This is a genomic window from Bradyrhizobium sp. USDA 4451, from assembly GCF_054822585.1.
In genome coordinates, this window is record NZ_JBTRCH010000001.1 from 7,364,017 (window position 1) to 7,385,984 (window position 21,968).

A 21,968-nucleotide genomic window follows, 5' to 3' on the forward strand; every position below is an offset into this window, starting at 1 on the left:
AATGCATCGCCCGGCTGGACGGTTCGAAAATTTTCTTCCGAAACCGTGTAACCAAATCGCCGGAGGCCCGTAGCTGTTTCCGGACGAGCATTCGGACCGCTGCAGCAAAGCCAAGCACCTCCTGCGATCCGACTGCTTTCCGAACACTCGTTGTGCGGTCTGGGGATCGATCGATCATCGGATGCTCACGGCGCCACGCTGACTGCATTCAAAACAACCACCGAGGAGATCGTCATGAAGTTGAATTCGAAGTCCGGCGCAACGCTCGCCGTCGCTGCGGCCACCATGTTCCTCGCCGGCACCGTGGTTTCGACCACCTCGACGCCCGCGAACGCCGCCATGGGCAAGTGCATGGCCGGCAATGCCTGCAAGGGCCAGAGCGCCTGCAAGGGCGGAGCCAACGCCTGCAAAGGCCAGAATGCCTGCAAGGGCACCGGCTTCTCGATGAGCACCGAGAAGCAGTGCGCCAAGCTCGGCGGCTCCTACGTCAAGGGTTGATCGCCCGAGGCAAGCTCGCGTGATCGGCGGGGCACGGTGTAGGCCGGGCCCCGCTTTCGTGATAATTTCAGACGTGGGCGCCGCGATAGCGGGGCCAGTGATGTGGAGGCGCCATGAACGTCGCGAGCCGATTGCCCGACCGGCCGATCGCGTCGGCGGAGTGCCCGACGACTTCCGCCAGGCCGCCCTTCCTCGGCTTCGGTCTCGGCCTGCGTGCGCGGCATTACGACGAGATCCTCAACAGCAATCCGCCGATCGACTGGTTCGAGGTGATCAGCGAAAACTACATGCTGCCCGGCGGCCAACCGCTGCGCATCCTCGACCGGATCTGCGAGCGCTATCCCGTGGTGATGCACGGCGTCTCGCTGTCGATCGCGTCCACCGCGCCACCGAACTTCGACTATTTGCAGGGCCTCAAGGACCTCGCAAAGCGGGTGCAGCCGAAATGGGTGTCCGACCATCTGTGCTGGACCGGCGTGCACGGCAAGAATCTGCACGATCTGCTCCCGATCCCCTACACGCATGAGGCGCTCGACCATGTCGTCAGCCGCGTGCAACTGGTGCAGGACTTCCTCGGCCGTGCTATCGTGCTCGAGAACGTCTCCACTTACGTGCAGTTCAACAATTCCGAGATGACGGAGTGGGAATTCCTCTCCGAGCTGTCGCGCCGCTCCGGCTGCTGGCTGCTGTTCGACATCAACAATGTCTATGTCAGCGCCTTCAACCACGGCTATGATCCGATGGCCTTCCTCAACGGCATTCCGGCCGATCGCGTGGTGCAATTCCACATGGCCGGCCACAGCCATATGGGGACGCACATCATCGATACGCACGACCATCCGGTGTGCGAGGATGTCTGGGACCTCTACGTTGCGGCATTGCGACGGTTCGGACGCGTCTCGACCATGATCGAACGCGACGACAACATCCCGCCGCTCGACGAATTGCTGATCGAGGTCAGGCGGACCCGCGAGATCGCGGAGCAAAACCTGCCCGCGAGAGCGCCGACGCAATGAGCGACCTCGCGCGCCAGCAGAGCGAGTTTCAGCGCGCCATCCTCACCAGCGACGAGAGCATCCTGTCGGAAATCCTCGACAGCCCGCGGGAGACGCGCGAGACGCTGCTCGGGGTTTACCGCTACGCCTACGACTCGCGGCTGATCGAGGCGATGCGTAATGACCACGAGCTGCTGCACCGCTTTCTCGGCGACGAGATGTTCGACGACATGGGCCATGCCTACGTCAAGGCACGGCCATCCGAGCATCCGAACCTGCGCTGGTTCTCGCAAGGCTTGCCGGACTTCCTGAAGTCCACCGAACCCTACTGCAGCCACCCCGTGCTCACCGAGCTTGCCGCGCTGGAGAAGGCGTTGAACGACGCCTTCGATGCTGGCGACGACGTCGTGCTCGCGTTGGAGACCATGGCCTGTTTCGCGCCCGAGATCTGGAACGACCTCGTGTTCCGGCCGCATCCGAGCGCTGCACGGATCGACCTGTCAACCAATGCGGCGGCGATCTGGATGGCACTGAAGAACGACGAGACGCCGCCCGAGGCGGAGACGCTCGCCGAGCCCGCCCGCCTCCTGATCTGGCGCCAGGATACCACGCCGATGTTCCGCGAGCTGCCGGCCGAGGAAGCGATGATGTGGGACGAAGCCTCCGGCGGCATTCCGTTCGGCGTGCTCTGCGAGATGCTTGCGACCTACGACGATCCCGACAATGCGGCGGCGCGTGGCGCCGGCTATCTGCATGGCTGGATCACCGCGGGACTGCTGACGGCGGCATCCATTCGCGAATAGGGACGCGGCAGGTCGCGATGAAAGGCATCTCGACATATCGCGTGATCGCCGCGGCGATGCTCGTCGCCGCCACCATCCTCGGCATCGCGTCCTGTCATGTCGAGGCGCAGTCCGAGTTCATGCGCGGCAATGGCATGCCCTACGAAGCCTTCGACCGGTTGCCGAAGACCGATCTCGACGTGCCCGGCGGCACCATCCATGTCGCCTTTGCCCCCGGCGAGATGACATTGCCCAAGGACAGGATATTCGACTGGATCAAGGCCTCCGCCCGCGCGGTCTCGATCTATTATGGCCGGTTTCCCGTCAGTTCGCTGCGGCTGCTGCTGGTCCCGGTCGATGGCACGCGCGTGCGCGGCGGCACCACCTGGGGCTATCGCGGCGCCGCGATCCGGTTGCCGATCGGCCGCGACGCCGGCGCCGACGATCTGAAGCGCGACTGGGTGATCGTCCACGAGATGGTGCACACCGCCCTGCCCGACCTCGCCGACCGCTATGCCTGGCTGTCGGAAGGGCTCGCAGTCTATGTCGAGCCGGTCGCGCGGGTGCAGGCCGGCGATCTCACGGCGCAGGACATCTGGCAGGCGATGATGCGCGACATGCCCAAGGGCTTGCCGCAGGCCGGCGACCAGGGTCTCGACAATACCGACACCTGGGGCCGCAAATACTGGGGCGGCGCGATGTTCTGCCTGTTCGCGGATGTCGAGATCCGCAAGCGCACCGGCAACAGATTCGGGTTGCAAACTGCCATGCGCGGCGTGCTCGCCGCCGGCGGCAACCACGAAAAGGACTGGCCGATCGCACGGGTGCTCGCGACCGCCGACAAGGCCGTCGGCGTCGATGTGCTGGAGCGGCTGCACGACGAATGGGGGTCGATGCCGGTGACACCCGACCTCGCGGCATTGTGGCGCGACCTCGGCATCACGCTGCAAGGCGACGGCGTCGCCTTCGACGACGGCGCGCCTCTGGCGGCGATCCGAAAGGCGATCACGGCAGCGCCTCCGCACTAGCCGAGGCCCTCCGCACCGCACGGCCAACTCCGCTGGCTTTTGGCCGCGCGATGTCGGACTATCGGGGAATCGCCGCAGTCCACGTGGGAGACCGATGGCCGACGCTCGTCCGACACGCGCCAACTGGCCGATCTTTCGCTCGCTCAGGGCGTTCAAGCCGAGCGACCTGCCGGGTGACTTGATCGCCGGGTTGACGCTGGCGGCGATCGCGATCCCGGAGCAGATGGCGACCGCCCGGCTCGGCGGCTTCTCGCCGCAGATCGGCTTCTTCGCCTTCATGGCCGGCTCGCTCGGCTTTGCGATGTTCGGCGCCAACAGTTTCCTGTCCTGCGGCGCCGACTCCACCATCACGCCGATCTTCGCCGGCGGGCTGGCGCTGATGGCGACGGCCGGCTCGCCCGACTATCAGGCGTTTGCGGTGGCGCTGGCGCTGATGGTCGGCGTCATCATGATCGCCGGCGGCCTGTTCAAGCTCGGCTGGATCGCCAATCTGCTGTCGACGCCGGTGACGGTCGGCTTCCTCGCCGGCATTTCAGTCCACATCCTGGTCTCGCAGCTGCCCGGCGTGCTCGGCCTGACCACGCCGGACGGGCCGACGCTCTACAAGCTCGGGGTGCTCACCGAGACAATCGGCCAGACCAATCCCTATACGCTGATGATCGGCCTCGGGGTACTGGCGCTGGTCGCCGGATCGGAGAAGATCAGCGCGCGGATTCCGGGTGCGCTGATCGGCCTTGTCGCGGCCACCATCGCTGTGGTCGCCGGCCATCTCGAGACCAAGGGCGTCAAGGTGGTCGGCACCGTGCCCGGCACGCTGCCGACGCCCTCCTTTCCCGACATCGCGCCGGAGCGATGGATCAAGCTGCTGTCGCTGGCGATCCTGATCGCGGTCGTCGTCATGGTGCAGACCGCGGCGACGACGCGCTCGTTCCTGTCCGATCCAAACAAGCCGGCCGACGTCGATCGCGACTTCCTCGGCGCCGGTGCCGGCAGCGTGTTGTCCGGGCTGTTCGGCGCCTTCCCCGTCAACGCCAGTCCGCCGCGCACCGGCATCGTGTCGGAGACCGGCGGACGCACCCAGGTCGCAGGGCTGTTTGCCGCGGCCATCGTGCTCATGCTGCTGGCATTCGGCGCGACGCTGCTGCGGCACGTACCCGATGCGGCGCTCGGCGGCGTGCTGCTGTTCGTGGCGCTGCGGATCATCCGCGTGAAGCAGATCGTCGCGATCTTCCGCCAGTCGTTCTATGAATTCCTGCTGGTGGTGGCGACCGCGGCCGCGATCATCGTGCTGCCGATCGAGCAAGGCGTCGCAGTCGGCATCGCGCTGTCGCTGCTGCACGGCATCTGGACCACGACACGCGGCCAACTGGTCGAATTCGTCCACGTCCCCGGCACCACGATCTGGTGGCCGACGGGCCCGCACGTCACGGGCGAGCGCAAGCCCGGCATTGCCGTGGTCGGCTTGCAGGCGCCGCTGTCGTTCCTCAATGCGGAAGGCTTCCGCAGCGGTGTGCTCAAAACGATCGGCGCCGCGACGCCGAAGCCGCGGCTGCTGGTGATCGAGGCCAGCGGCATGGTGGAGATCGATTTCACCGCGGCGCAGGGGCTACGCGATTTGTTTCGCGAATGCCGCGATGACGGCGTGACGGTGGCCGTGGCGCGGCTGGAATCCACCCGCGCGCAGGAGGCATTCGAGCGCTTCGACCTCTACGATGTCTTGCGGCGGGACCACGTCTTCCACAGCGTCGACGAGGCGGTGCGCACGTTGGGTGGGCAGGCATAGATTTGATGAAGCCGTAGCCCGGATGAAGCGCAGCGTAATCCGGGATCTCCCGCGCGGCACGATCTCCCGGATTTCGCTTCCGCTCCATCCGGGCTACAGGCTACTGCTCGTCCTCCAGCGTCGGATGCTCCTTCAGCACCTCCGCCTTGATCGAGCCCGCGTGGATGGCGCGGAACAGCGCACGACCGGTCTTGATGTTGTTGGCCTTCATGCACAGACCGATGATCTCGCGCACCGCGGAATCCCGCACCAGCTCGTCGGAGATCTTCATCGCGGTCTCCATCGCGGCCTTGGCGGCACGCTCGTAGCGATCGCGCTCGACCTGCTGCTGCTTCGGCGAACGTTTGCCGGGCGAGCCGACCGCCTCGGCGCAGCCGGCCGCATCGCGGCAAATCGCACGGATCCTGTGCGCAGCCTCGATGTCGCCGAGCGGCTGCGCGACCGGATCGTCCCAGATGTCCTTGCGCTTGGTCTTGGTGAACAACCACATCGCCGTACCTCGAAGCGCGGCAATCATAGCTGGCCCTGGTGCAACCTGTGAACGACAGAGTCGGCCCGCCGCCGAGCAACCGGCAAACTATGGCGCTGAGGTTACACCGGGCCGGCCGCTCCGTGCGCAATGCGCGCCTGGAGCGGGAAGCCGTGATCACACTGCGTCACACATAGCAGGCAAGAACGTTCCGCGCTCGCCCGCTGACGACTCCTCCGTGACGTGACGACGCCTCAGGCGGCTGGAACAATCTTTCCGGGATTGAAAATGTTGTGCGGATCGAGCGCGAGCTTGAGCGCCCGCATCGCGTCGAGCGCCTCGGGGCCGAGCTCGGCCTTCAGATATTTCTGCTTGCCCTGGCCGATGCCGTGCTCGCCGGTGCAGGTGCCATCCATCGATTGCGCGCGCTCGACCAGCCGGTGCATGAACTCCTCGCCCCGCGCCATCTCGTCCTTGTCGTTGACGTCGCAGAGCAGCGAGCAGTGGAAATTGCCGTCGCCGACATGGCCGACGATCGGCGACAGCAGGTTCAGCCGCTTCAGATCGTCCTCGGTCTCGGTCACGCAGTCGGCAAGCCGCGAGATCGGCACACAGACGTCGGTTGCGACGACGCCGATGCTGTCGCCGGGACGCAGCGCCTTGACGGACCAGTAGGCGTCATGCCGGGCCTGCCACAGCTTGGTGCGATCTTCCGGCTTGGTGGTCCAGGTGAAGTCGCCGCCGCCGCATTCGGCAGCGATGTCGCGGAAATTCTTCGACTGCTCGGCGACCTCGACCTCGCTGCCGTGGAATTCCAGCAGCAGCAACGGCGTCTCCGGCAGCGACAGCTTCGAATAATTGTTGCAGGCCTTCACCTGCGCCGCATTGAGCAGCTCGATACGGGCGACCGGAATGCCGGTCTGGATCGCGAGGATCGTGGCCTGGCAGGCGTCGGCCACCGTCTCGAACGAACAGGCGGCAGCCGCGATCGTGTCGGGAATGCCGCGCAGGCGAATGGTCAGCTCGGAGATGATGCCGAGCGTGCCCTCGGCGCCGACGAACAGATGCGTCAGGTCGTAACCGGCCGACGACTTCTTGGCGCGGGTGCCGGTCGTGATGATCTCGCCGTCGCCGCGCACCACCTTCAGCGCCAGCACGTTCTCGCGCATGGTGCCGTAGCGCACCGCGTTGGTGCCGGATGCGCGGGTCGAGGTCATGCCGCCGAGCGAGGCGTCGGCGCCGGGATCGATCGGGAAGAACAGGCCCTGGTCGCGCAGATGCTCGTTGAGCGCCTTCCGCGTCACGCCGGGCTGGATCACGCAGTCGAGGTCCTCGGCATGCACCGCGAGCACCTTGTTCATGTCGCGCAGATCGATGCAGACGCCGCCCGCGGGCGCGTTGACCTGCCCTTCCAGGGACGTTCCGGTGCCGAAGGCGATGACGGGCACGCGGTTGGCCGCGCAGATCCGCACCACGTCCTGGATGTCGGCGGTTTCCTGCGCCGTGACGACCGCGTCCGGCGGCTGGTTCGGCAGCCACGTGGTGGTATGGGCGTGCTGTTCGCGCACCGCCTGCGACGTCACGAGCCGGTTGCCGAACCGCGCCGCCAGCGCGTCGATCGCGCGCTTCAGGGCCGCCGGCTCAGGTCGCGTCAAATTGCTCGAAATCGTTGTCGCCACGTCAAAATTCCTCCCGGCTTTAGCCGACCGTGGCAAAGCTTGTATAAGGGGTCAAGAGAGCCTGACTTGAAAAAAGTTCATGCTCGAACGCCAGCGAACCGGGAATGGGAGATGACCATAGTGACTGCCGCCAGCGAGATGCCGCTTCCATCAGCCCCGTTCAAATCGTCCGTGATGCAGATCGACCCGCAATGGATCGATTACAACGGCCATCTCAACATGGCCTATTACAACGTGATGTTCGACCGCGCCATCGACGAGATGTGGCTGCAACTCGGCATCGGGCCGGCCTACATGAAGGCGCGGCATTGCTCGACCTTCACCGCCGAATGCCACGTCCGGTACCTGCGGGAAATCCATCTCGGCGATCCCGTGCAGGTCTCGGTCTTCCTGCTCGGCGCCGACGAGAAGCGGCTGCACACGTTCGAGGAGCTGCGCCACGCCACCGACGGCTGGCTGTCGGCGACCTCGGAAAACCTCACGCTGCATATCGACATGGAGGCGCGCAAGGTGGCACCGTTTCCCCCGGATATCCGCGCCCGGGCGCAAGCGATTGTGGGGAGTTATGCGGGCGTGCCGCGCCCCGAGGGCATCGGCCGCAACGTGGCGATGCCCGCGAAGAAGTGAGTTCGTGTCTTGCTACACCCTTGTACGGCCACGCACCAATCCAAGCACAGCCGTTACCAGGAACAGGATAACGGCGATGAAGAAGATCGCCTTGGCGATTTCGATCGAGGCGCCGGCGATGCCGCCGAAGCCCAAAATGCCCGCGATCAACGCGATGACCAGGAATGTGACGACCCAGCTCAACATGATCAAACCTCTGCTTTGTTGCCTCGCGCCGGCTCGTGCTGGCGACATGACTGAAGAAACAATCCGGCGGAGACATGCTGGTTCCTGATCGCGAAACCGCGAAATTTCGGCCGCGTTTTGGAACCTGGTCGAGTGTGGACTGCTGCCAAAACCGTTCCTGTCGGCCGCGATAAAACCTGTCAAAACGGCCGAACAGGCCCTATATGCCCCTCAATCCCCTGTTAAGAAGGCTCCCCTTCACCGTCCCGCGGTGCCATCGTGGGGCCGAGACGATTCGCCAATGACCGAGCCGAGCAAATTGCCCCATCACGGCGTTCCCGAGCACCAGCCGGTGGCTGGCGGCATCGCCGCGCGTGCGCGGGCGGCGGCGGGTCCGCAATATCTACAGGGCCTCAATCCGGAGCAGCGCGACGCAGTCGAGACGCTCGACGGTCCTGTGTTGGTGCTGGCCGGTGCCGGCACCGGCAAGACGCGGGTCTTGACCACGCGCATCGCGCATATCCTGAGCCAGGGCCGCGCCCGGCCGCAGGAAATCCTGTCGGTGACCTTCACCAACAAGGCGGCGCGCGAGATGAAGCTGCGGCTCGGCCAGATGCTGGGCCAGGCGGTCGAGGGCATGCCGTGGCTCGGCACCTTCCACTCGATCGGCGGCCGCATCCTGCGCATCCACGCCGAGCTGGTGCAGCTCAAATCCAACTTCACGGTGCTCGATGTCGACGACCAGGTGCGGCTGTTGAAGCAGTTGCTGCAGGCCGAGAACATCGACGACAAGCGCTGGCCGGCGCGGATGCTGGCCGGCCTGATCGACAGCTGGAAGAATCGCGGGCTGTCGCCGTCGCAGGTGCCCGCGGGCGAAGCCGCCTCGTTCGGCAACGGCAAGGGCGGCAAGATCTACGCGACCTATCAGGAGCGGCTGAAGATCCTCAATGCCGCCGATTTCGGCGACCTGCTGCTTGAGAACATCCGGCTGTTCCGCGAGAACCCCGATGTGCTGCGGCAGTACCAGAACCGCTTCAAGTTCATCCTGGTCGACGAATATCAGGACACCAACGTCGCGCAGTATCTGTGGCTGCGCCTGCTGTCGCAGGCGCCGTCGCGACCGGGGCGATCGCTCTCCGATATTATTCCGGGAGCAACCAACTCTCCCGTCATTCCGGGGCGCATCGAAGATGCGAACCCGGAATCTAGAGGTGAAGAGGACTCATCTCGAGATTCCGGGTCTGCGCCTGCGGCGCATCCCGGAATGACGGAGAATGCCCCCCTCAAGAACATCTGCTGCGTCGGCGACGACGACCAGTCGATCTACGGCTGGCGCGGCGCCGAGGTCGACAACATCCTGCGCTTCGAGCACGACTTCCCCGGCGCGAAAGTCATCCGCCTCGAGCGCAATTACCGCTCCACCGGCCACATCCTGGCCGCAGCTTCGCATCTGATCGCGCACAATGAAGGCCGGCTTGGCAAGACGCTGCGCACCGAGGATGTCGACGGCGAAAAGGTCACCGTCACCGGCTCCTGGGATTCGGAAGAGGAAGCGCGCGCGATCGGCGAGGAGCTCGAGGAGCTGCAGCGGTCCGGCGAGAATCTCAACGACGTCGCCATCCTGGTCCGCGCCTCGTTCCAGATGCGCGAGTTCGAAGACCGCTTCGTCACACTCGGCCTGCCCTACCGCGTGATCGGCGGTCCCCGCTTCTACGAGCGCGCCGAAATCCGCGACGCGCTGGCCTATTTGCGCACCATCAATTCACCGGCCGACGATCTCGCCTTCGAGCGCATCGTCAACGTGCCGAAGCGTGGCCTTGGCGATGCCACCGTGCAGCTGCTGCACGACCATGCCCGCAAGCGCCGCATTCCGCTGTTCGAGGCGGCGCGCGCCGTGGTCGAGACCGACGAATTGAAGCCGAAGGCGCGCGGCTCCCTGCGCGACCTCGTGATGCAGTTCGACCGCTGGCGCGCCCAGCGCGAGGTGACCTCGCACACCGAGCTAGCCGAGATCGTGCTCGACGAGAGCGGCTACACCGAGATGTGGCAGAAGGACCGCTCGGCCGATGCCGCGGGCCGGCTCGACAACCTCAAGGAACTGGTCCGTTCGATGGAGGAATTCGAGAACCTGCAAGGGTTTCTCGAACATATCTCGCTGGTGATGGACCGCGACGGCGAGGCCGGCGACGAGGCGGTGTCGCTGATGACGCTGCATTCGGCCAAGGGGCTGGAATTCGACAACGTGTTCCTGCCGGGCTGGGAGGAAGGCCTGTTCCCGAGCCAGCGCACGCTGGACGAACAGGGCCGCGCCGGGCTCGAGGAGGAGCGCCGCCTCGCCCATGTCGGGCTCACGCGGGCACGCCGCCGCGCGAAAATCTATTTCGCCACCAACCGCCGCATCCATGGCACCTGGTCGACCACGATCCCGTCGCGCTTCCTTGACGAGCTGCCGGCGCACAATGTCGAGATCACCGAATCCAAGGGCGGATCGGGCTGGGGCGGCAGCGGCGGCTACGGCGCCTCGCGCTTCGACAACCTCGAATCATTCGGCTCGAGCTACTCGACGCCGGGCTGGCAGCGTGCCCAGGCCAACCGCACCCGTGGCGGCGGCGGCCGTAGCGGCGGCTTCGAGGAGCGGCAGTCGTCGTTTTCATCGGACAGCTTTAGCCGCACCAAGCGCGGCCCCATGGTGATCGAGGGCGAGCTGGTGGCGAAGTCCACCGGCACGACGTCGGAATTTTCGCTGGACGATCGGGTGTTTCACCAGAAATTCGGCTACGGCCATGTGGTGAAGATCGACGGCAACAAGCTGACCATCGCCTTCGAAAAAGCCGGCGAGAAGAAGGTGGTCGACAGCTTTGTGGAACGGGTGTGACAGAGACGGCTTCGCTGTTCGTAGCTCTTGACCCCAGTTGAATTCACGGGTTGAGATGGCCGCATGGTCCGGGGTGGGTTTTTCCTTTTCGTCATCGCGCTCACCGCGCCGTCGCTGGCGGTCGCGGAGACGATGAGCTTTGGCGATTCCGCAGCGCAGCTGGCCAAGGCCTGCGGCGCCGATATCACCGCGAACTGCCGCGGCGTCAATCTCGACTCCACCCGCCTCAAGGAATGCCTGTCGCGCAACCGCGACGTGATCTCGCCGCAGTGCAAGGAGAGCTACTTCTCAACCCTCGATGCGATCCAGAAGCGGATTGCGGCGCGCGTCACCGTTGCCAACGCCTGCACCCGCGAGATCGTCAAGGTCTGCGGCGGCTCGACCAAGGAGACCAGCAAGTCGGTCCCCTGCCTGGTCGGCGCCAAGGGCCTCAGCCGCAATTGCACCCAGGCGATCAATGACGCGGGGTATCAATGATGCGGCTGCCGACGCAAGGCCTGCGCAGCGCTGGCCTTTCGGGCCTGTTGAGTGCGCTCGTCTTGCTGGCGATGCCGTCCGCGCAGGCGCAGACCGCCATCACGCGCGACGACGTCATCGCCAAGCTGAATCATTACGAGAGCGACGCCGAGATCGATGTCCCCGCGCTGCGCCAGCAGGCGGCCGAACGATCGAAGTCGCGCTCCAAGAACGAGCCGCCGCCCTCGAAGCGCCCGCCGATCGCGCCTGATCTGACCAAGCTGCCGACGTTCAATGCCGACATCGCGTTCGACGTCGACACGCCGATCGTGCTGCCGGATTCCTACCAGACCGTCGGACGCATCGCCGATGCGCTGACGCAGTCCTCGCTGCTGCCCTACACCTTCCTGATCGTCGGCCACATCGAGTCGACCGGACGGCGCGAGAACAACGTGGTGCTGAGCCAGCGGCGCGCCGACGCGATCCGCGACATCCTGGTCAATACCTTCAAGATCACACCGAAGCGCCTGCAGTCGGTCGGGCTCGGCGAAGAGCAATTGCTCGACCCCGCCCGTCCCAACGCACCTGTCAACAACCAGGTGCAGATCATGCTGGTCGGCAAGCTCGCCGATACCGCACCGCCCGCACATCCCACTCCCGCGGCGGCCGCCAAGAAGCCTGCGAAACCCGCGAAGAGGCATTAGAGCGGCTTATCCGCCACACCGCAGAATGATTTTTCTGCCCTGCCGGGTGATTGCAGAACGGATTATGCGTCCCTATCTGCGGTTGACCCCGCATCGCGCGCCGCCCGGACTCCAATCCGCGCCCATCGCTCCTCTCTCACGCTTCCGATCCTCCATGTCGCCGATCATTTCCGTATCCAATCTTTCGAAGACCTATGGCTCCGGCTTCAAGGCGCTGAAGGGCATCAATCTGGACATCAATCGCGGCGAGATCTTCGCGCTGCTCGGGCCGAACGGCGCCGGCAAGACCACGCTGATCAGCATCATCTGCGGCATCGCCAATCCGAGCGAGGGCCGCATAGCGATCGGTGGCCACGACATCATCAGGGACTATCGCGCGGCGCGGTCGATGATCGGGCTGGTTCCGCAGGAGCTGCACACTGACGCCTTCGAATCGGTGTGGGCGACCGTCAGCTTCAGCCGCGGCCTGTTCGGCAAGCCGAAGAACCCCGCTCATATCGAGAAGGTGCTGAAGGATCTTTCGCTGTGGGACAAGAAGGACAACAAGATCATCACGCTGTCCGGCGGCATGAAGCGCCGCGTGATGATCGCCAAGGCGCTGTCGCACGAGCCGCAGATCCTGTTCCTCGACGAGCCCACCGCCGGCGTCGACGTCGAATTGCGCAAGGGCATGTGGGAGGTGGTCCGCACGCTGCAAGCGGCCGGCGTCACCATCATCCTGACCACGCACTACATCGAGGAAGCCGAGGAGATGGCCGACCGCATCGGCGTCATCAACAAGGGCGAAATCATCCTGATCGAGGACAAGGCGACCTTGATGCAGAAGCTCGGCAAGAAGCAGCTGACGCTGCAACTGCAGGGCAAGCTTGACGCCGTTCCGCCCGCACTCGCCGCCTACAATCTCGAACTCTCCGACGACGGCCACGCCGTGACCTACGATTACGACACCAAGGGCGACCGCACCGGCATCACCAGCCTGCTCAACGATCTGCGCAACGCCGGCATCCGCATTTCCGATCTCGACACGAAGCAGAGCTCCCTCGAAGACATCTTCGTCAGCCTCGTGAGGGCGCCATGAACTACCGCGCAATCCGGGCCATCTATCTGTTCGAAATGGCGCGCACCTGGCGCACGCTGCTGCAGAGCATCGTCTCGCCGGTGGTCTCGACCTCGCTCTATTTCGTGGTGTTCGGCGCCGCGATCGGCTCGCGCATCACCCAGGTCGAGGGCGTCAGCTACGGCACCTTCATCGTGCCGGGGCTGGTGATGCTGTCGGTGCTGACCCAGAGCATTGCCAACGCCTCGTTCGGCATCTACTTCCCGAAATTCGTCGGCACGATCTACGAGATCCTGTCGGCGCCGATCTCCTATTTCGAGATCGTGATCGGCTATGTGGGCGCCGCCGCCACCAAGTCGATCATCCTCGGCCTGATCATCCTGGCGACGGCGGGACTTTTCGTGCCTTTGCACATCGCCCACCCGGTGTGGATGCTGACCTTCCTGGTGCTGACCGCCGTCACCTTTAGCCTGTTCGGCTTCATCATCGGCATCTGGGCCGACGGTTTCGAGAAGCTGCAGATGATCCCGATGCTGGTGGTGACGCCGTTGACCTTCCTCGGCGGCAGCTTCTACTCGGTGAACATGCTGCCGTCGGGCTGGCGCACCATCACGCTGTTCAACCCGGTGGTCTACCTGATCTCGGGCTTCCGCTGGAGCTTCTACGAGATCGCCGATGTCAGCGTCGGGCTCAGCCTCGGCATGACCGCAGGATTTCTGGTGGCCTGCATGGCGATCGTGGCCTGGATCTTCAGGACCGGCTACCGGCTGAAGAATTGACGCTTTGTAGCCCAGCCTGTAGCCCGGATGACGCGCAGCGTAATCCGGGACAATTTGAGCGACTGGCAGGACCGGTCCCGGATTTCGCTTCGCTCCATCCGCGCTACGGGTTCTTTGCCACTCAATAGCAGTGGAAATGACCGTGGCGGTAATAGCCGCGGCAGCGGTGGCCGCGGCGATAGCCGCGATCCGGGATGCCGAACACGCCCTTGACCGCGCCCATGGCGCCGCCGACGCCGGCGCCGACGGCGCCGCCAACCACGCCGCCCACAGGCCCGCCGATCCGATTGCCCTCATAGGCGCCCTCGTGCGCTCCGCGGACGATGCCCTGGGCATGGCCGGCATGGGGAGCTGCCGCCAGCGCCAAAGCGAAGGCAGCGGCCGCAAGCAACAGCCGCGCGGAGAGGCCGGCTGGGATAGCGGCCGCGGTCTTAACCTTGGTGGTGTTCATCTGGGTTCCTTGATGCGCGACGCGATTGCGCCGCCGGGCGGGAATATGAAACGCCCATGCGGCCAAATGGTTGCGCGGCGGCGGCCAAATCGGCGGGCGACGTCGCGGTCTGCTCGCGAAAATGTCAGCCCGCTGCGGCCGGCCGGCCCGGCTTCGGCCTTGTTTGCGCCGCGCGCCGGATTAACGATGGCGCGGGTCCGCCACTGGAACCAAGTTCGGATTCCATGCATATTGGTTGCCGGGGACGGAGAGCCGCGGCTTTGCGATCAGGCCTGGAGGCCAAAGGTAAATGCGTTCGTTCCTCATTGCGTTCACGTCCGTGATGCTTCTTGCGGCCGGCGCCGCGCAGGCCAAGGTCGATATCACCATCGACAAGGACAATCAGCAGATGACCGTCGCGGTCGACGGCGTCGCGCGTTATCACTGGCCGGTGTCGACCGGCATCCCGTCGCGCGAAACGCCGAACGGCAGCTTCCGCGCCTTCCGCATGGAAGAGGATCACTACTCCAAGGAATTCGACGACGCGCCGATGCCGCATTCGATCTTCTTCACCAAGATCGGGCATGCGATCCACGGCACCGACTCGGTGAACCGGTTGGGTACTCCGGCCTCGCATGGCTGCGTGCGGCTGTCGCGCGACAACGCATCGACGCTTTACGCGCTGGTCCAGAAGGAAGGCGTGCTCAACACCACGGTGACGCTGACCGGTTCGTCGCAGGTCGCGCTGGCGCGCAATCCGCGCGGGCGTAATGGCACCGCCGTCGCTCGCTCCGCGCCGCAGCAAGTTGACGGACAGTACGGCACCGCCGCCGCCGGCGACCCTGTCGTCCTGACACCGCAGCCGCGCGAATATCCGGCGCAGGCCCGTGTCGACGACGGCTACATCTATCCAGCCGACGGCAGCTCGACTGACCGGCGCTATCCGGCGCCGCCGTCGAGCCGCCGCGTCTACGGCGCGCAGGCCTATGGTCAGCAGCAATACTACGGCAATCAGGGCTATGCGCCGGCGCCGCAGGGCTATTACCAGCCGCGGCCGTATTACGAGCGCGGCCCCTACGGCAACAACTATCAGGACTGAGACACTGCCCCGCTGGCGGCGCCAGGCCGTGCGCCGTCAGTTCACACGCCCCTCACCCGCTTGTGACCGTTGCAAAGCGCCCGCGCCGGCGCGCGCCGTGGCTGGTCGTCGCGCCGTCATCTGATTGTAAAATTGGCCCGATATTCGGCGGCAAAAGCGCCCGCCTGGCCTCTGAAGGCCGATTCACGCGGAATGCCCGGACGAGATGGCCGGAAGCGCGGGTCAGTTAGGGCAAGATCAGAGGTCGAGATGAAACGGGGCATCATTGTCCTTTGCCTGTGCATCATGGCGATGGCCGGCTACTTCACCACGGACAGATGGGCCATCAGTCACACCACGCTGACGTTCCACGACGTGCTGCGCGACGACCGCAACGTCACGGTCGAGGTCGCGGTCCGGCGCGACCGGCAAATGCAGGCGATGGCCGAGATGATCGAGCTGCCGGTCGCGATCCTGAGCCACGGCAACACCGTGAAGAACACCGAGTACTCCTTCCTCACCAATGTGTTCGCATCGCGCGGCTACCTCGTGGTGAGCATTCAGCACGATCTCGATACCGATGCGCCGATGGTCACCAAGGTCGGCGAGGAATATGTCGGCCGCCGCATGCAGTACAATCGCGGCGTCTTCAACATCATGTATGCGATCGACGAGCTCAGGAAGCTCTACCCGAATGCCAACTATCGCCAGCTGACCTTGATCGGCCACTCCAACGGCGGCGACATCTCGATGTTCTTCGCCAAGCAGCATCCCGACCTCGTCAAGAAAGTCGTGACGCTGGACAATCTGCGCGTCCCCTTCATCACCGACGGCAGGATCAAGATCCTCTCGTTCCGCTCCCGCGATCCGGTGTTCAAGGCCGATCCCGGCGTCGTGCCCGACGACGAAACCTGCGCACGGCTCGGCATCAAGGTGGTCCGGACCGAATTCCATCACAACGACCTCAGCGATCGCGGCCCCAATAGCGCGAAGTCGTCGATCCAGGCCGGGGTCGAGCAATTCCTCGACGAGGATGCCGGCGAGACCACGCCGACGATGCCGCTCATTGCAGCGGCGGCGCCCACCTCAGCGAATGCAGCGCCGCCGGAGAAGAAATAGCTATCGCACAGTTATGCACGCGCGCTGCGATAAGCCGTGGCGACGAGCCAGATTGCCGACACCAGGAAATAGAACGCGCCGAATCCGGCATAGGGAGCGACGTCGAGGATCGTCGGCGCCACCGTGCCGACCGATCGGCTGATCATGTAGCCGCCGGCCAGGGCCGACTGCGCACCGCTCAGGACCATCGCCCATTGCGCGCCGAACTCGCGCCAGCGCCTGACGCCGGTGGCCAATTGCAGCACACCCGCCAGGATCGCCCAAATCCCGAACACCGCCAACACGGCATAGCTATCGCGGCCGATCGCCACGATCACGGCGAGCGCCGTGATTGCACTGACCGCCACATTCAACGCTTGAGATGGATTGGCGATCAAGCCGCCATTGACCCGCGCATCAGCCAGATTGGCTGTTGCGTCCCATGCCGGATAGATCACCAGCAGGAACGCGGCCGGGCCCGCTTGCCCGCTGAACAGAACGGCGGCGGCAACCCACGCGATTGAGAAGATCGCGCGCCCGAAATAGTAGGATTGCAGCCAGCTGGATTGGGCCGAAAGTCGGTTTTGCATCGATTGACTCCACGTTTGTCTACCTACTAGTAGGTAAGTGCCTATGTTGGGTCAATCGCATGGCGGGACACCTTTTTGTGTCGAATGGGCGTTTGGTCCTGCCTTGACAACTTACCTACCGGAAGGTAGGCGCCGGCATGAACTCAATGATCTCGACCTCAGAGCGGATCCTCGATGTCGCGCAGTCCCTGATCGTCGCGGGGGGCTATAACGGGTTCAGCTATGCCGACATCGCCGATGCGATCGGCATCCGGAAGGCGAGCATCCACCACCACTTCCCGACCAAGGCCGAACTGGTTTCGGCGCTGATCGACCGTTACCGGCAGCAGACGGAGCTGGGCCTGCGGTCGCTTCAGGAGCAGTCCGGCGACCCTGTCGAGCAGTTGCAGTCCTATGTGAACTTCTGGCAGGGGTGCATTCAGGACGCCTCTCTGTCGTTCTGCGTCTGCGCGATGCTTGCCGGCGAGATGCCGATATTGCCGGACGAGGTCGCCACGCGCGTGCACGGCCACTTCCATCACCTTGCGGGCTGGCTGACATCGGTGTTGCGAGCGGGTGCAGAGCAAGGCGTGTTCGGGCTTGGCAAGCGGCCGCAAGACGAGGCTCACATGCTGATGGCATCAGTCCACGGCGCCATGCTCTCTGCACGCGCATTCGACGATCCCGGCCTGTTTGCCGCAATCATCAAACCCCAGATCGCCCGGTTGCTGGCAGCGGACCGCTAGGCAAGGTCGCTCGCGCCTACTGCTCGCCGTCGCGCAAGCGACGGTAGACCGCGCCCAGCACGTTCGAGTAGTCGTCGGTCCAGACCCGCTGGTTCTCGTCGGCTTCGGTCTCGGTCCACAAATCTGACGAGGCGAGTTTGCCGACATCGGCCTCCTCGCGCGCGGAGACCACGACCGAGGTCGAGAAGATATACTCGTTGTCGCGGCCGGAATCCTCGCTGTAGACCCAGCTCTTCATGTCGTTGGCGTCGGCAATGCCGACCACGACGCTGGCGAGTTCGAGATGTCGGTTCGAGACGTGCATCACCACCGCGCCCTGCGGGGCCAGCTTCTGCTTGTAGATCGCCATCGCCTCCTCGGTCGCAAGATGGATCGGGATCGCGTCCGACGAATAGGCGTCGACGATGATGAGATCGTAGACGCCGTCCGGCTCCTTGGCGAAGGTCAGCCGCGCGTCGCCGATCACCGGCTTCAGGTTTGGCTCGCAGTTCTGGATGTAGGTGAAGTATTTCGGGTCGCGCGCGGTATCGACCATCGACTGGTCGATCTCGAAGAAGCGCCAGTCCTCGCCCGGCTGCGACGCACAGGTCAGCGTGCCCGAGCCGAGCCCGATCACAGCGACCTTCAGCGGCGCGCCCTTGCGCTCGCGGATCGCTGATATCGCCCGTCCGATGCCGCCGTCCTTGTGGTAGTAGCTGATCGGTTCGGGCCTGCCGGTGACCGGCGTGCCGTCGTCGTTCTTGAACTTCTCGGCACCGTGGATCGTGGTACCGTGCATCAGCACGTGATACTGCCCGTTCGGCGTCACCACGATCTTGTGCACGCCGAAGAAGCTGCGCACGGTGTCGACGCGGCCGTCGTCGGACGGATAGGCACGCAGCACCGCCAGCGCGACGACGACGGTGGCGAAGATCTTCCAGCGATTGGCGTTGAGCGCGAGCGCGAGCAACGCCGAGAGCACGCCGACCGCAGAGATCACCCAGACCCGGTGGTCGTCGAACCAGTTGAAGATGTCGCCGGCCGAATAGCTCGGCGCGATCAGCCCAACCGCCAGCACCGCAAGGAACGGCCAGTACCAGGCGGCCCAGCGCGGCAGCCGCTCGGCGCTGCCGGGACGGCACAGCGCCGCGAGCGCCAGCAGGATCGGATATTCGGCGACCCATGAGAAGGTAAAGGGCGCAATCAGCCCCGCGAACAGGCCGCCGACCATGCCGCCGAACGACAGCGCGACATAGAAGCCGGTGAGATATTTCGCGGCCGGACGGGTGCGCGCGAGTTCGCCGTGACAGGCCATCGCGATGATGAAGAAGCAGAGCTGATGACCGCCGAGCGTCAGCAGCAGGTTCTGCTCGCCGCCGACCGCGAGCAGGATCACGACGCCGGCAATCGCCAGCGGCTGCGCCAGCAACATCCATTTGTGCGGCAGCAGCGGCCGCGACTGGAACACCAGCACCCAGGTCAACAAATACAGCGACAGCGGCAACACCCACAGCAGCGGCGCCGCCGCGACGTCGGTCGAGATATGCGCCGTCACCGCGATCAAGAGGCCGGACGGCACCGCGGCCAGGAAGATCCAACGCGCGCGCGAACCCCAGGACGGCGCCGGCGCATCGGCATCATCAAGGGGGGGCATGTTGAGCGCGGCGGCATTGGCTAGCGACCGCAACAGCAGCACGCCGCAACCTGCGATCAGGAGGATCAGCAGGCCATAGCCGCCGGTCCAGATCAGGTTCTGGGTGCGCAGCGTGAACATCGGCTCGAGCAGCACCGGATAGGACAACAGCGCGAGGAAGCTGCCGATGTTCGAGGACGCGTAGAGGAAATACGGGTCGGGGCCGTTGGGATGACCGGTGCGCACGAACCAGGCCTGCAGCAGCGGATTGTTGGCGGCGAGCGCGAAGAACGGCAGCCCAATCGAGACCGCGAACAGGCCGAGCAGCCAGAGCGCGTAGCCCGAATTCGGCGGCTCGCCCCAGCCGCTCCTGATCGACAGCGGCAAGGTCAGCAAGGCGATCACGAGCAGCGCCAGATGTACTGCGATCGGCACGATGCGACTGTTCAGCTTCATCAGGAGATGCGCATAGGCATAGCCGCCGAGCAGCAGCGACTGAAAGAACACCATCGCCACCGACCACACCGCCGGCGAGCCGCCGAGCCGCGGCAGCACCATCTTGGTGAACAGCGGCTGCACCGAGAACAGCAGCAGGGCTGAGACGAAGATCGCGGTGGTGTAGACAACCAGCACCAGCCGGTTTCGCGAGGCGGACGGCTCAGACGTCATGAAGGCTCCGGCATGGACCCGGCGGGCGCCGGAGGCGGACGGTCCGGCGGCACCGCACCGGAGGACTTGAATTGAGCATATGGCAGTATCACGGACAAGAAACCGCGGTCACGTGGACTTGACGACGCGGCGCAGCGGCGCCACAGCACGCTGGATCTTTTCTTGAGCATGATCCTTTCGGAAAACCGGTTTCCACGTTTCCGGTCATGCTCTAATCACTCCTTCTTGAAGCGGACATGAACGAGACAGACGTCGTCATCATCGGTGCGGGGCATAACGGCCTCACCTGCGCGGCCTATCTTGCGATGGCCGGGCTGCGGGTGAAGGTCGTGGAACGCCGCAAGGTGGTCGGCGGCGCCGCCGTAACTGAAGAGTTCTATCCAGGCTTCCGCAATTCGGTCGCCGCCTACACGGTGAGCCTGCTCAATCCGCAAATCATTTCTGACCTGAAACTTGCCGATCACGGCCTCAGGATCGTCGAGCGCCGCGCCCAGAACTTCCTTCCCGCACCCGATGGCAGCTATTTGCTGACCGGCGAAGGCCGCACCCAGCAATCGGTCGCGAAACTCAGCGCGCGCGACGCGGCCGCCATCGGCGTGTTCTCGGGGGAACTCGAAGCCATCGCCGATGTGCTGCGCCAATTCGTGCTGCGCGCGCCGCCGAACCTCGTCGAGGGTTTTGGCTTGGGCGCGCTGAGCGAGGCCTTCAACGCGCTTGGCACCGCCAACATCCTGCGGCGGCTGACGCTGGAGCAGCAGCGCAATCTGCTCGACCTGTTCACGCGCTCGGCCGGCGACATGCTCGACGAGCGTTTCGAGCACGACCTCGTCAAGGCGCTGTTCGGCTTCGACGCCATCGTCGGCAACTACGCCAGCCCCTACGCGGCCGGCTCGGCCTATGTGATGCTGCACCACGCGTTCGGCGAGGTGAACGGCAAGAAAGGCGTCTGGGGCCACGCGCTCGGCGGCATGGGCGCGATCACCCAGACGATGGCGCGCGCCGCGCGCAGCCATGGCGTCGAGATCGCAACCGATGCTGGTGTCCGCGAGGTGATCGTCGAGAAGGATCGCGCGCTGGGAGTTATCCTCGACAATGGCAAGGCGATCCGCGCCAAATACGTCGTCTCCAACGTCAATCCGAAGCTACTATACACCCGCCTGGTGCCCGAAGCTGCGCTGGCGGACGAGTTCCGCGGCCGCATCTCGCGATGGCAGAACGGCTCCGGCACGTTCCGGATGAACGTGGCGCTTGATGCCCTGCCCTCGTTCACCGCGCTGCCCGGTCCCGGCGATCACCTCACCGCCGGAATCATCATCGCGCCGAGTCTCGGCTACATGGATCGCGCCTGGCGCGACGCGCGCGAATTCGGCTGGAGCCGTGCACCCGTGGTCGAGATGCTGATCCCCTCGACGCTCGACGACAGCCTGAGCCCGCAGGGCCGGCATGTCGCGAGCCTGTTCTGCCAACACGTCGCGCCGCAACTGCCCGACGGCAAATCATGGGACGATTATCGCGACGAGGTGGCCGACCTGATGATCGCAACCGTCGACGGCTACGCGCCGGGCTTCGCCGGCAGCGTGATCGGCCGCCAGATCCTGTCGCCGCTCGACCTCGAGCGGCAGTTCGGCCTGCTCGGCGGCGACATCTTCCATGGCGCGCTGACGCTGAACCAGCTGTTCTCGGCGCGGCCGATGCTCGGCCATGCCGATTACCGCGGCCCGCTGCGCGGTCTCTACCATTGCGGGTCCGGCGCCCATCCCGGCGGCGGCGTCACCGGCGCCCCCGGCCACAACGCCGCGCGCGCGGTCCTGGCCGACCATCGCGCGCTGTTCGCATAACGACGCGCCGCGCTCCCGGCGCGGCAAGCTG

General features: G+C 65.1%; 21 protein-coding genes. 15 read left to right on the plus strand and 6 right to left on the minus strand.

What is annotated here, in order from left to right:
• Window positions 1-234 precede the first annotated feature (234 nt).
• From bufA2 to ACVMB0_RS34575, 5 genes are all read left to right on the plus strand, one after another.
• Window positions 235-498, plus strand: coding sequence for a BufA2 family periplasmic bufferin-type metallophore (gene bufA2, locus ACVMB0_RS34555; protein WP_461349050.1), 264 nt, complete (start codon window positions 235-237; stop codon window positions 496-498).
• A 113-nt stretch (window positions 499-611) separates the two neighbouring features.
• Window positions 612-1,514, plus strand: a complete 903-nt coding sequence (gene bufB, locus ACVMB0_RS34560; protein ID WP_461349051.1) for an MNIO family bufferin maturase — start codon at window positions 612-614, stop codon at window positions 1,512-1,514.
• Window positions 1,511-2,296 carry an HvfC/BufC family peptide modification chaperone gene (locus ACVMB0_RS34565; protein ID WP_461349052.1) on the plus strand — a complete coding sequence of 262 codons (786 nt, stop codon included), beginning with the start codon at window positions 1,511-1,513 and terminating at the stop codon, window positions 2,294-2,296. The genes bufB and ACVMB0_RS34565 overlap by 4 nt, the downstream gene beginning before the upstream one ends.
• Window positions 2,297-2,313: 17 nt before the next feature.
• Window positions 2,314-3,303 (plus strand): hypothetical protein, encoded by a 990-nt coding sequence (locus ACVMB0_RS34570; RefSeq protein WP_461349053.1) that lies wholly within the window; start codon window positions 2,314-2,316, stop codon window positions 3,301-3,303.
• 94 nt (window positions 3,304-3,397) lie between these two features.
• Window positions 3,398-5,086 carry a SulP family inorganic anion transporter gene (locus ACVMB0_RS34575; RefSeq protein WP_461349054.1) on the plus strand — a complete coding sequence of 563 codons (1,689 nt, stop codon included), beginning with the start codon at window positions 3,398-3,400 and terminating at the stop codon, window positions 5,084-5,086.
• Between the two features lie 100 nt (window positions 5,087-5,186).
• On the opposite strand, the gene ACVMB0_RS34580 is transcribed toward ACVMB0_RS34575, so the two are convergent.
• Both ACVMB0_RS34580 and ACVMB0_RS34585 read right to left on the minus strand, forming a co-directional pair.
• Window positions 5,187-5,576, minus strand: coding sequence for a hypothetical protein (locus ACVMB0_RS34580; protein WP_461349055.1), 390 nt, complete (start codon window positions 5,574-5,576; stop codon window positions 5,187-5,189).
• Window positions 5,577-5,809: 233 nt separating this feature from the next.
• Window positions 5,810-7,234: an FAD-binding oxidoreductase gene (locus ACVMB0_RS34585; RefSeq protein WP_456753389.1), complete on the minus strand. Its 1,425-nt coding sequence runs from the start codon at window positions 7,232-7,234 to the stop codon at window positions 5,810-5,812.
• 138 nt (window positions 7,235-7,372) lie between these two features.
• Between ACVMB0_RS34585 and ACVMB0_RS34590 the strand changes: the two genes are divergently transcribed.
• Window positions 7,373-7,861: a thioesterase family protein gene (locus ACVMB0_RS34590; protein ID WP_461349764.1), complete on the plus strand. Its 489-nt coding sequence runs from the start codon at window positions 7,373-7,375 to the stop codon at window positions 7,859-7,861.
• Between the two features lie 12 nt (window positions 7,862-7,873).
• Here the strand turns inward: ACVMB0_RS34590 and ACVMB0_RS34595 are convergent, their stop codons facing one another.
• A complete protein-coding gene (locus tag ACVMB0_RS34595) occupies window positions 7,874-8,047 on the minus strand; it encodes a DUF1328 domain-containing protein (protein WP_074128779.1) in 174 nt (57 codons plus the stop codon).
• A gap of 280 nt (window positions 8,048-8,327) precedes the next feature.
• Here ACVMB0_RS34595 and ACVMB0_RS34600 point away from each other — a divergent pair, with 280 nt between their 5' ends.
• The 5 genes from ACVMB0_RS34600 to ACVMB0_RS34620 all read left to right on the plus strand — a co-directional run bounded on the left by ACVMB0_RS34600 (window position 8,328) and on the right by ACVMB0_RS34620 (window position 13,897).
• Complete coding sequence (locus tag ACVMB0_RS34600) at window positions 8,328-10,901, plus strand: ATP-dependent helicase (RefSeq protein WP_456753388.1); 2,574 nt, start codon at window positions 8,328-8,330, stop codon at window positions 10,899-10,901.
• Between the two features lie 63 nt (window positions 10,902-10,964).
• Window positions 10,965-11,378 carry a hypothetical protein gene (locus tag ACVMB0_RS34605; RefSeq protein WP_456753387.1) on the plus strand — a complete coding sequence of 138 codons (414 nt, stop codon included), beginning with the start codon at window positions 10,965-10,967 and terminating at the stop codon, window positions 11,376-11,378.
• On the plus strand, window positions 11,375-12,061 hold the full coding sequence (locus tag ACVMB0_RS34610) for an OmpA family protein (RefSeq protein ID WP_461349056.1): 687 nt from the start codon (window positions 11,375-11,377) through the stop codon (window positions 12,059-12,061). The genes ACVMB0_RS34605 and ACVMB0_RS34610 overlap by 4 nt, the downstream gene beginning before the upstream one ends.
• Window positions 12,062-12,215: 154 nt before the next feature.
• Window positions 12,216-13,139, plus strand: a complete 924-nt coding sequence (locus ACVMB0_RS34615; RefSeq protein ID WP_456753385.1) for an ABC transporter ATP-binding protein — start codon at window positions 12,216-12,218, stop codon at window positions 13,137-13,139.
• Window positions 13,136-13,897 (plus strand): ABC transporter permease, encoded by a 762-nt coding sequence (locus ACVMB0_RS34620; protein WP_461349057.1) that lies wholly within the window; start codon window positions 13,136-13,138, stop codon window positions 13,895-13,897. Before ACVMB0_RS34615 ends, ACVMB0_RS34620 begins: the two co-directional genes overlap by 4 nt.
• Before the next feature lie 121 nt (window positions 13,898-14,018).
• On the opposite strand, the gene ACVMB0_RS34625 is transcribed toward ACVMB0_RS34620, so the two are convergent.
• Window positions 14,019-14,348: a hypothetical protein gene (locus tag ACVMB0_RS34625; RefSeq protein WP_461349058.1), complete on the minus strand. Its 330-nt coding sequence runs from the start codon at window positions 14,346-14,348 to the stop codon at window positions 14,019-14,021.
• A 289-nt stretch (window positions 14,349-14,637) separates the two neighbouring features.
• Between ACVMB0_RS34625 and ACVMB0_RS34630 the strand changes: the two genes are divergently transcribed.
• Window positions 14,638-15,426: a L,D-transpeptidase gene (locus ACVMB0_RS34630; protein ID WP_456753382.1), complete on the plus strand. Its 789-nt coding sequence runs from the start codon at window positions 14,638-14,640 to the stop codon at window positions 15,424-15,426.
• A gap of 249 nt (window positions 15,427-15,675) precedes the next feature.
• The gene (locus tag ACVMB0_RS34635) at window positions 15,676-16,524 is read left to right on the plus strand and encodes an alpha/beta fold hydrolase (protein ID WP_461349059.1); all 849 of its coding nucleotides are present in this window, start codon (window positions 15,676-15,678) and stop codon (window positions 16,522-16,524) included.
• Window positions 16,525-16,535: 11 nt separating this feature from the next.
• On the opposite strand, the gene ACVMB0_RS34640 is transcribed toward ACVMB0_RS34635, so the two are convergent.
• The gene (locus ACVMB0_RS34640; RefSeq protein ID WP_461349060.1) at window positions 16,536-17,093 is read right to left on the minus strand and encodes a DUF308 domain-containing protein; all 558 of its coding nucleotides are present in this window, start codon (window positions 17,091-17,093) and stop codon (window positions 16,536-16,538) included.
• Window positions 17,094-17,230: 137 nt separating this feature from the next.
• Here ACVMB0_RS34640 and ACVMB0_RS34645 point away from each other — a divergent pair, with 137 nt between their 5' ends.
• Window positions 17,231-17,818 carry a TetR/AcrR family transcriptional regulator gene (locus ACVMB0_RS34645; protein ID WP_461349061.1) on the plus strand — a complete coding sequence of 196 codons (588 nt, stop codon included), beginning with the start codon at window positions 17,231-17,233 and terminating at the stop codon, window positions 17,816-17,818.
• 16 nt (window positions 17,819-17,834) lie between these two features.
• Here the strand turns inward: ACVMB0_RS34645 and ACVMB0_RS34650 are convergent, their stop codons facing one another.
• Window positions 17,835-20,099, minus strand: coding sequence for a fused MFS/spermidine synthase (locus ACVMB0_RS34650; protein ID WP_461349062.1), 2,265 nt, complete (start codon window positions 20,097-20,099; stop codon window positions 17,835-17,837).
• Window positions 20,100-20,335: 236 nt separating this feature from the next.
• Between ACVMB0_RS34650 and ACVMB0_RS34655 the strand changes: the two genes are divergently transcribed.
• A complete protein-coding gene (locus ACVMB0_RS34655; protein WP_461349063.1) occupies window positions 20,336-21,937 on the plus strand; it encodes a phytoene desaturase family protein in 1,602 nt (533 codons plus the stop codon).
• Window positions 21,938-21,968 lie beyond the last annotated feature (31 nt).

Bases quoted from the DNA above. Each gene is read 5' to 3' on its own strand.
- bufA2 (WP_461349050.1), top strand. From the start codon at position 235: ATGAAGTTGAATTCGAAGTCCGGCGCAACGCTCGCCGTCGCTGCGGCC.
- bufB (WP_461349051.1), top strand. From the start codon at position 612: ATGAACGTCGCGAGCCGATTGCCCGACCGGCCGATCGCGTCGGCGGAG.
- ACVMB0_RS34565 (WP_461349052.1), top strand. From the start codon at position 1,511: ATGAGCGACCTCGCGCGCCAGCAGAGCGAGTTTCAGCGCGCCATCCTC.
- ACVMB0_RS34570 (WP_461349053.1), top strand. From the start codon at position 2,314: ATGAAAGGCATCTCGACATATCGCGTGATCGCCGCGGCGATGCTCGTC.
- ACVMB0_RS34575 (WP_461349054.1), top strand. From the start codon at position 3,398: ATGGCCGACGCTCGTCCGACACGCGCCAACTGGCCGATCTTTCGCTCG.
- ACVMB0_RS34580 (WP_461349055.1), bottom strand. From the start codon at position 5,576: ATGTGGTTGTTCACCAAGACCAAGCGCAAGGACATCTGGGACGATCCG.
- ACVMB0_RS34590 (WP_461349764.1), top strand. From the start codon at position 7,373: ATGCCGCTTCCATCAGCCCCGTTCAAATCGTCCGTGATGCAGATCGAC.
- ACVMB0_RS34595 (WP_074128779.1), bottom strand. From the start codon at position 8,047: ATGTTGAGCTGGGTCGTCACATTCCTGGTCATCGCGTTGATCGCGGGC.
- ACVMB0_RS34600 (WP_456753388.1), top strand. From the start codon at position 8,328: ATGACCGAGCCGAGCAAATTGCCCCATCACGGCGTTCCCGAGCACCAG.
- ACVMB0_RS34605 (WP_456753387.1), top strand. From the start codon at position 10,965: ATGGTCCGGGGTGGGTTTTTCCTTTTCGTCATCGCGCTCACCGCGCCG.
- ACVMB0_RS34610 (WP_461349056.1), top strand. From the start codon at position 11,375: ATGATGCGGCTGCCGACGCAAGGCCTGCGCAGCGCTGGCCTTTCGGGC.
- ACVMB0_RS34615 (WP_456753385.1), top strand. From the start codon at position 12,216: ATGTCGCCGATCATTTCCGTATCCAATCTTTCGAAGACCTATGGCTCC.
- ACVMB0_RS34620 (WP_461349057.1), top strand. From the start codon at position 13,136: ATGAACTACCGCGCAATCCGGGCCATCTATCTGTTCGAAATGGCGCGC.
- ACVMB0_RS34625 (WP_461349058.1), bottom strand. From the start codon at position 14,348: ATGAACACCACCAAGGTTAAGACCGCGGCCGCTATCCCAGCCGGCCTC.
- ACVMB0_RS34630 (WP_456753382.1), top strand. From the start codon at position 14,638: ATGCGTTCGTTCCTCATTGCGTTCACGTCCGTGATGCTTCTTGCGGCC.
- ACVMB0_RS34635 (WP_461349059.1), top strand. From the start codon at position 15,676: ATGAAACGGGGCATCATTGTCCTTTGCCTGTGCATCATGGCGATGGCC.
- ACVMB0_RS34640 (WP_461349060.1), bottom strand. From the start codon at position 17,093: ATGCAAAACCGACTTTCGGCCCAATCCAGCTGGCTGCAATCCTACTAT.
- ACVMB0_RS34645 (WP_461349061.1), top strand. From the start codon at position 17,231: ATGAACTCAATGATCTCGACCTCAGAGCGGATCCTCGATGTCGCGCAG.
- ACVMB0_RS34650 (WP_461349062.1), bottom strand. From the start codon at position 20,099: ATGACGTCTGAGCCGTCCGCCTCGCGAAACCGGCTGGTGCTGGTTGTC.
- ACVMB0_RS34655 (WP_461349063.1), top strand. From the start codon at position 20,336: ATGAACGAGACAGACGTCGTCATCATCGGTGCGGGGCATAACGGCCTC.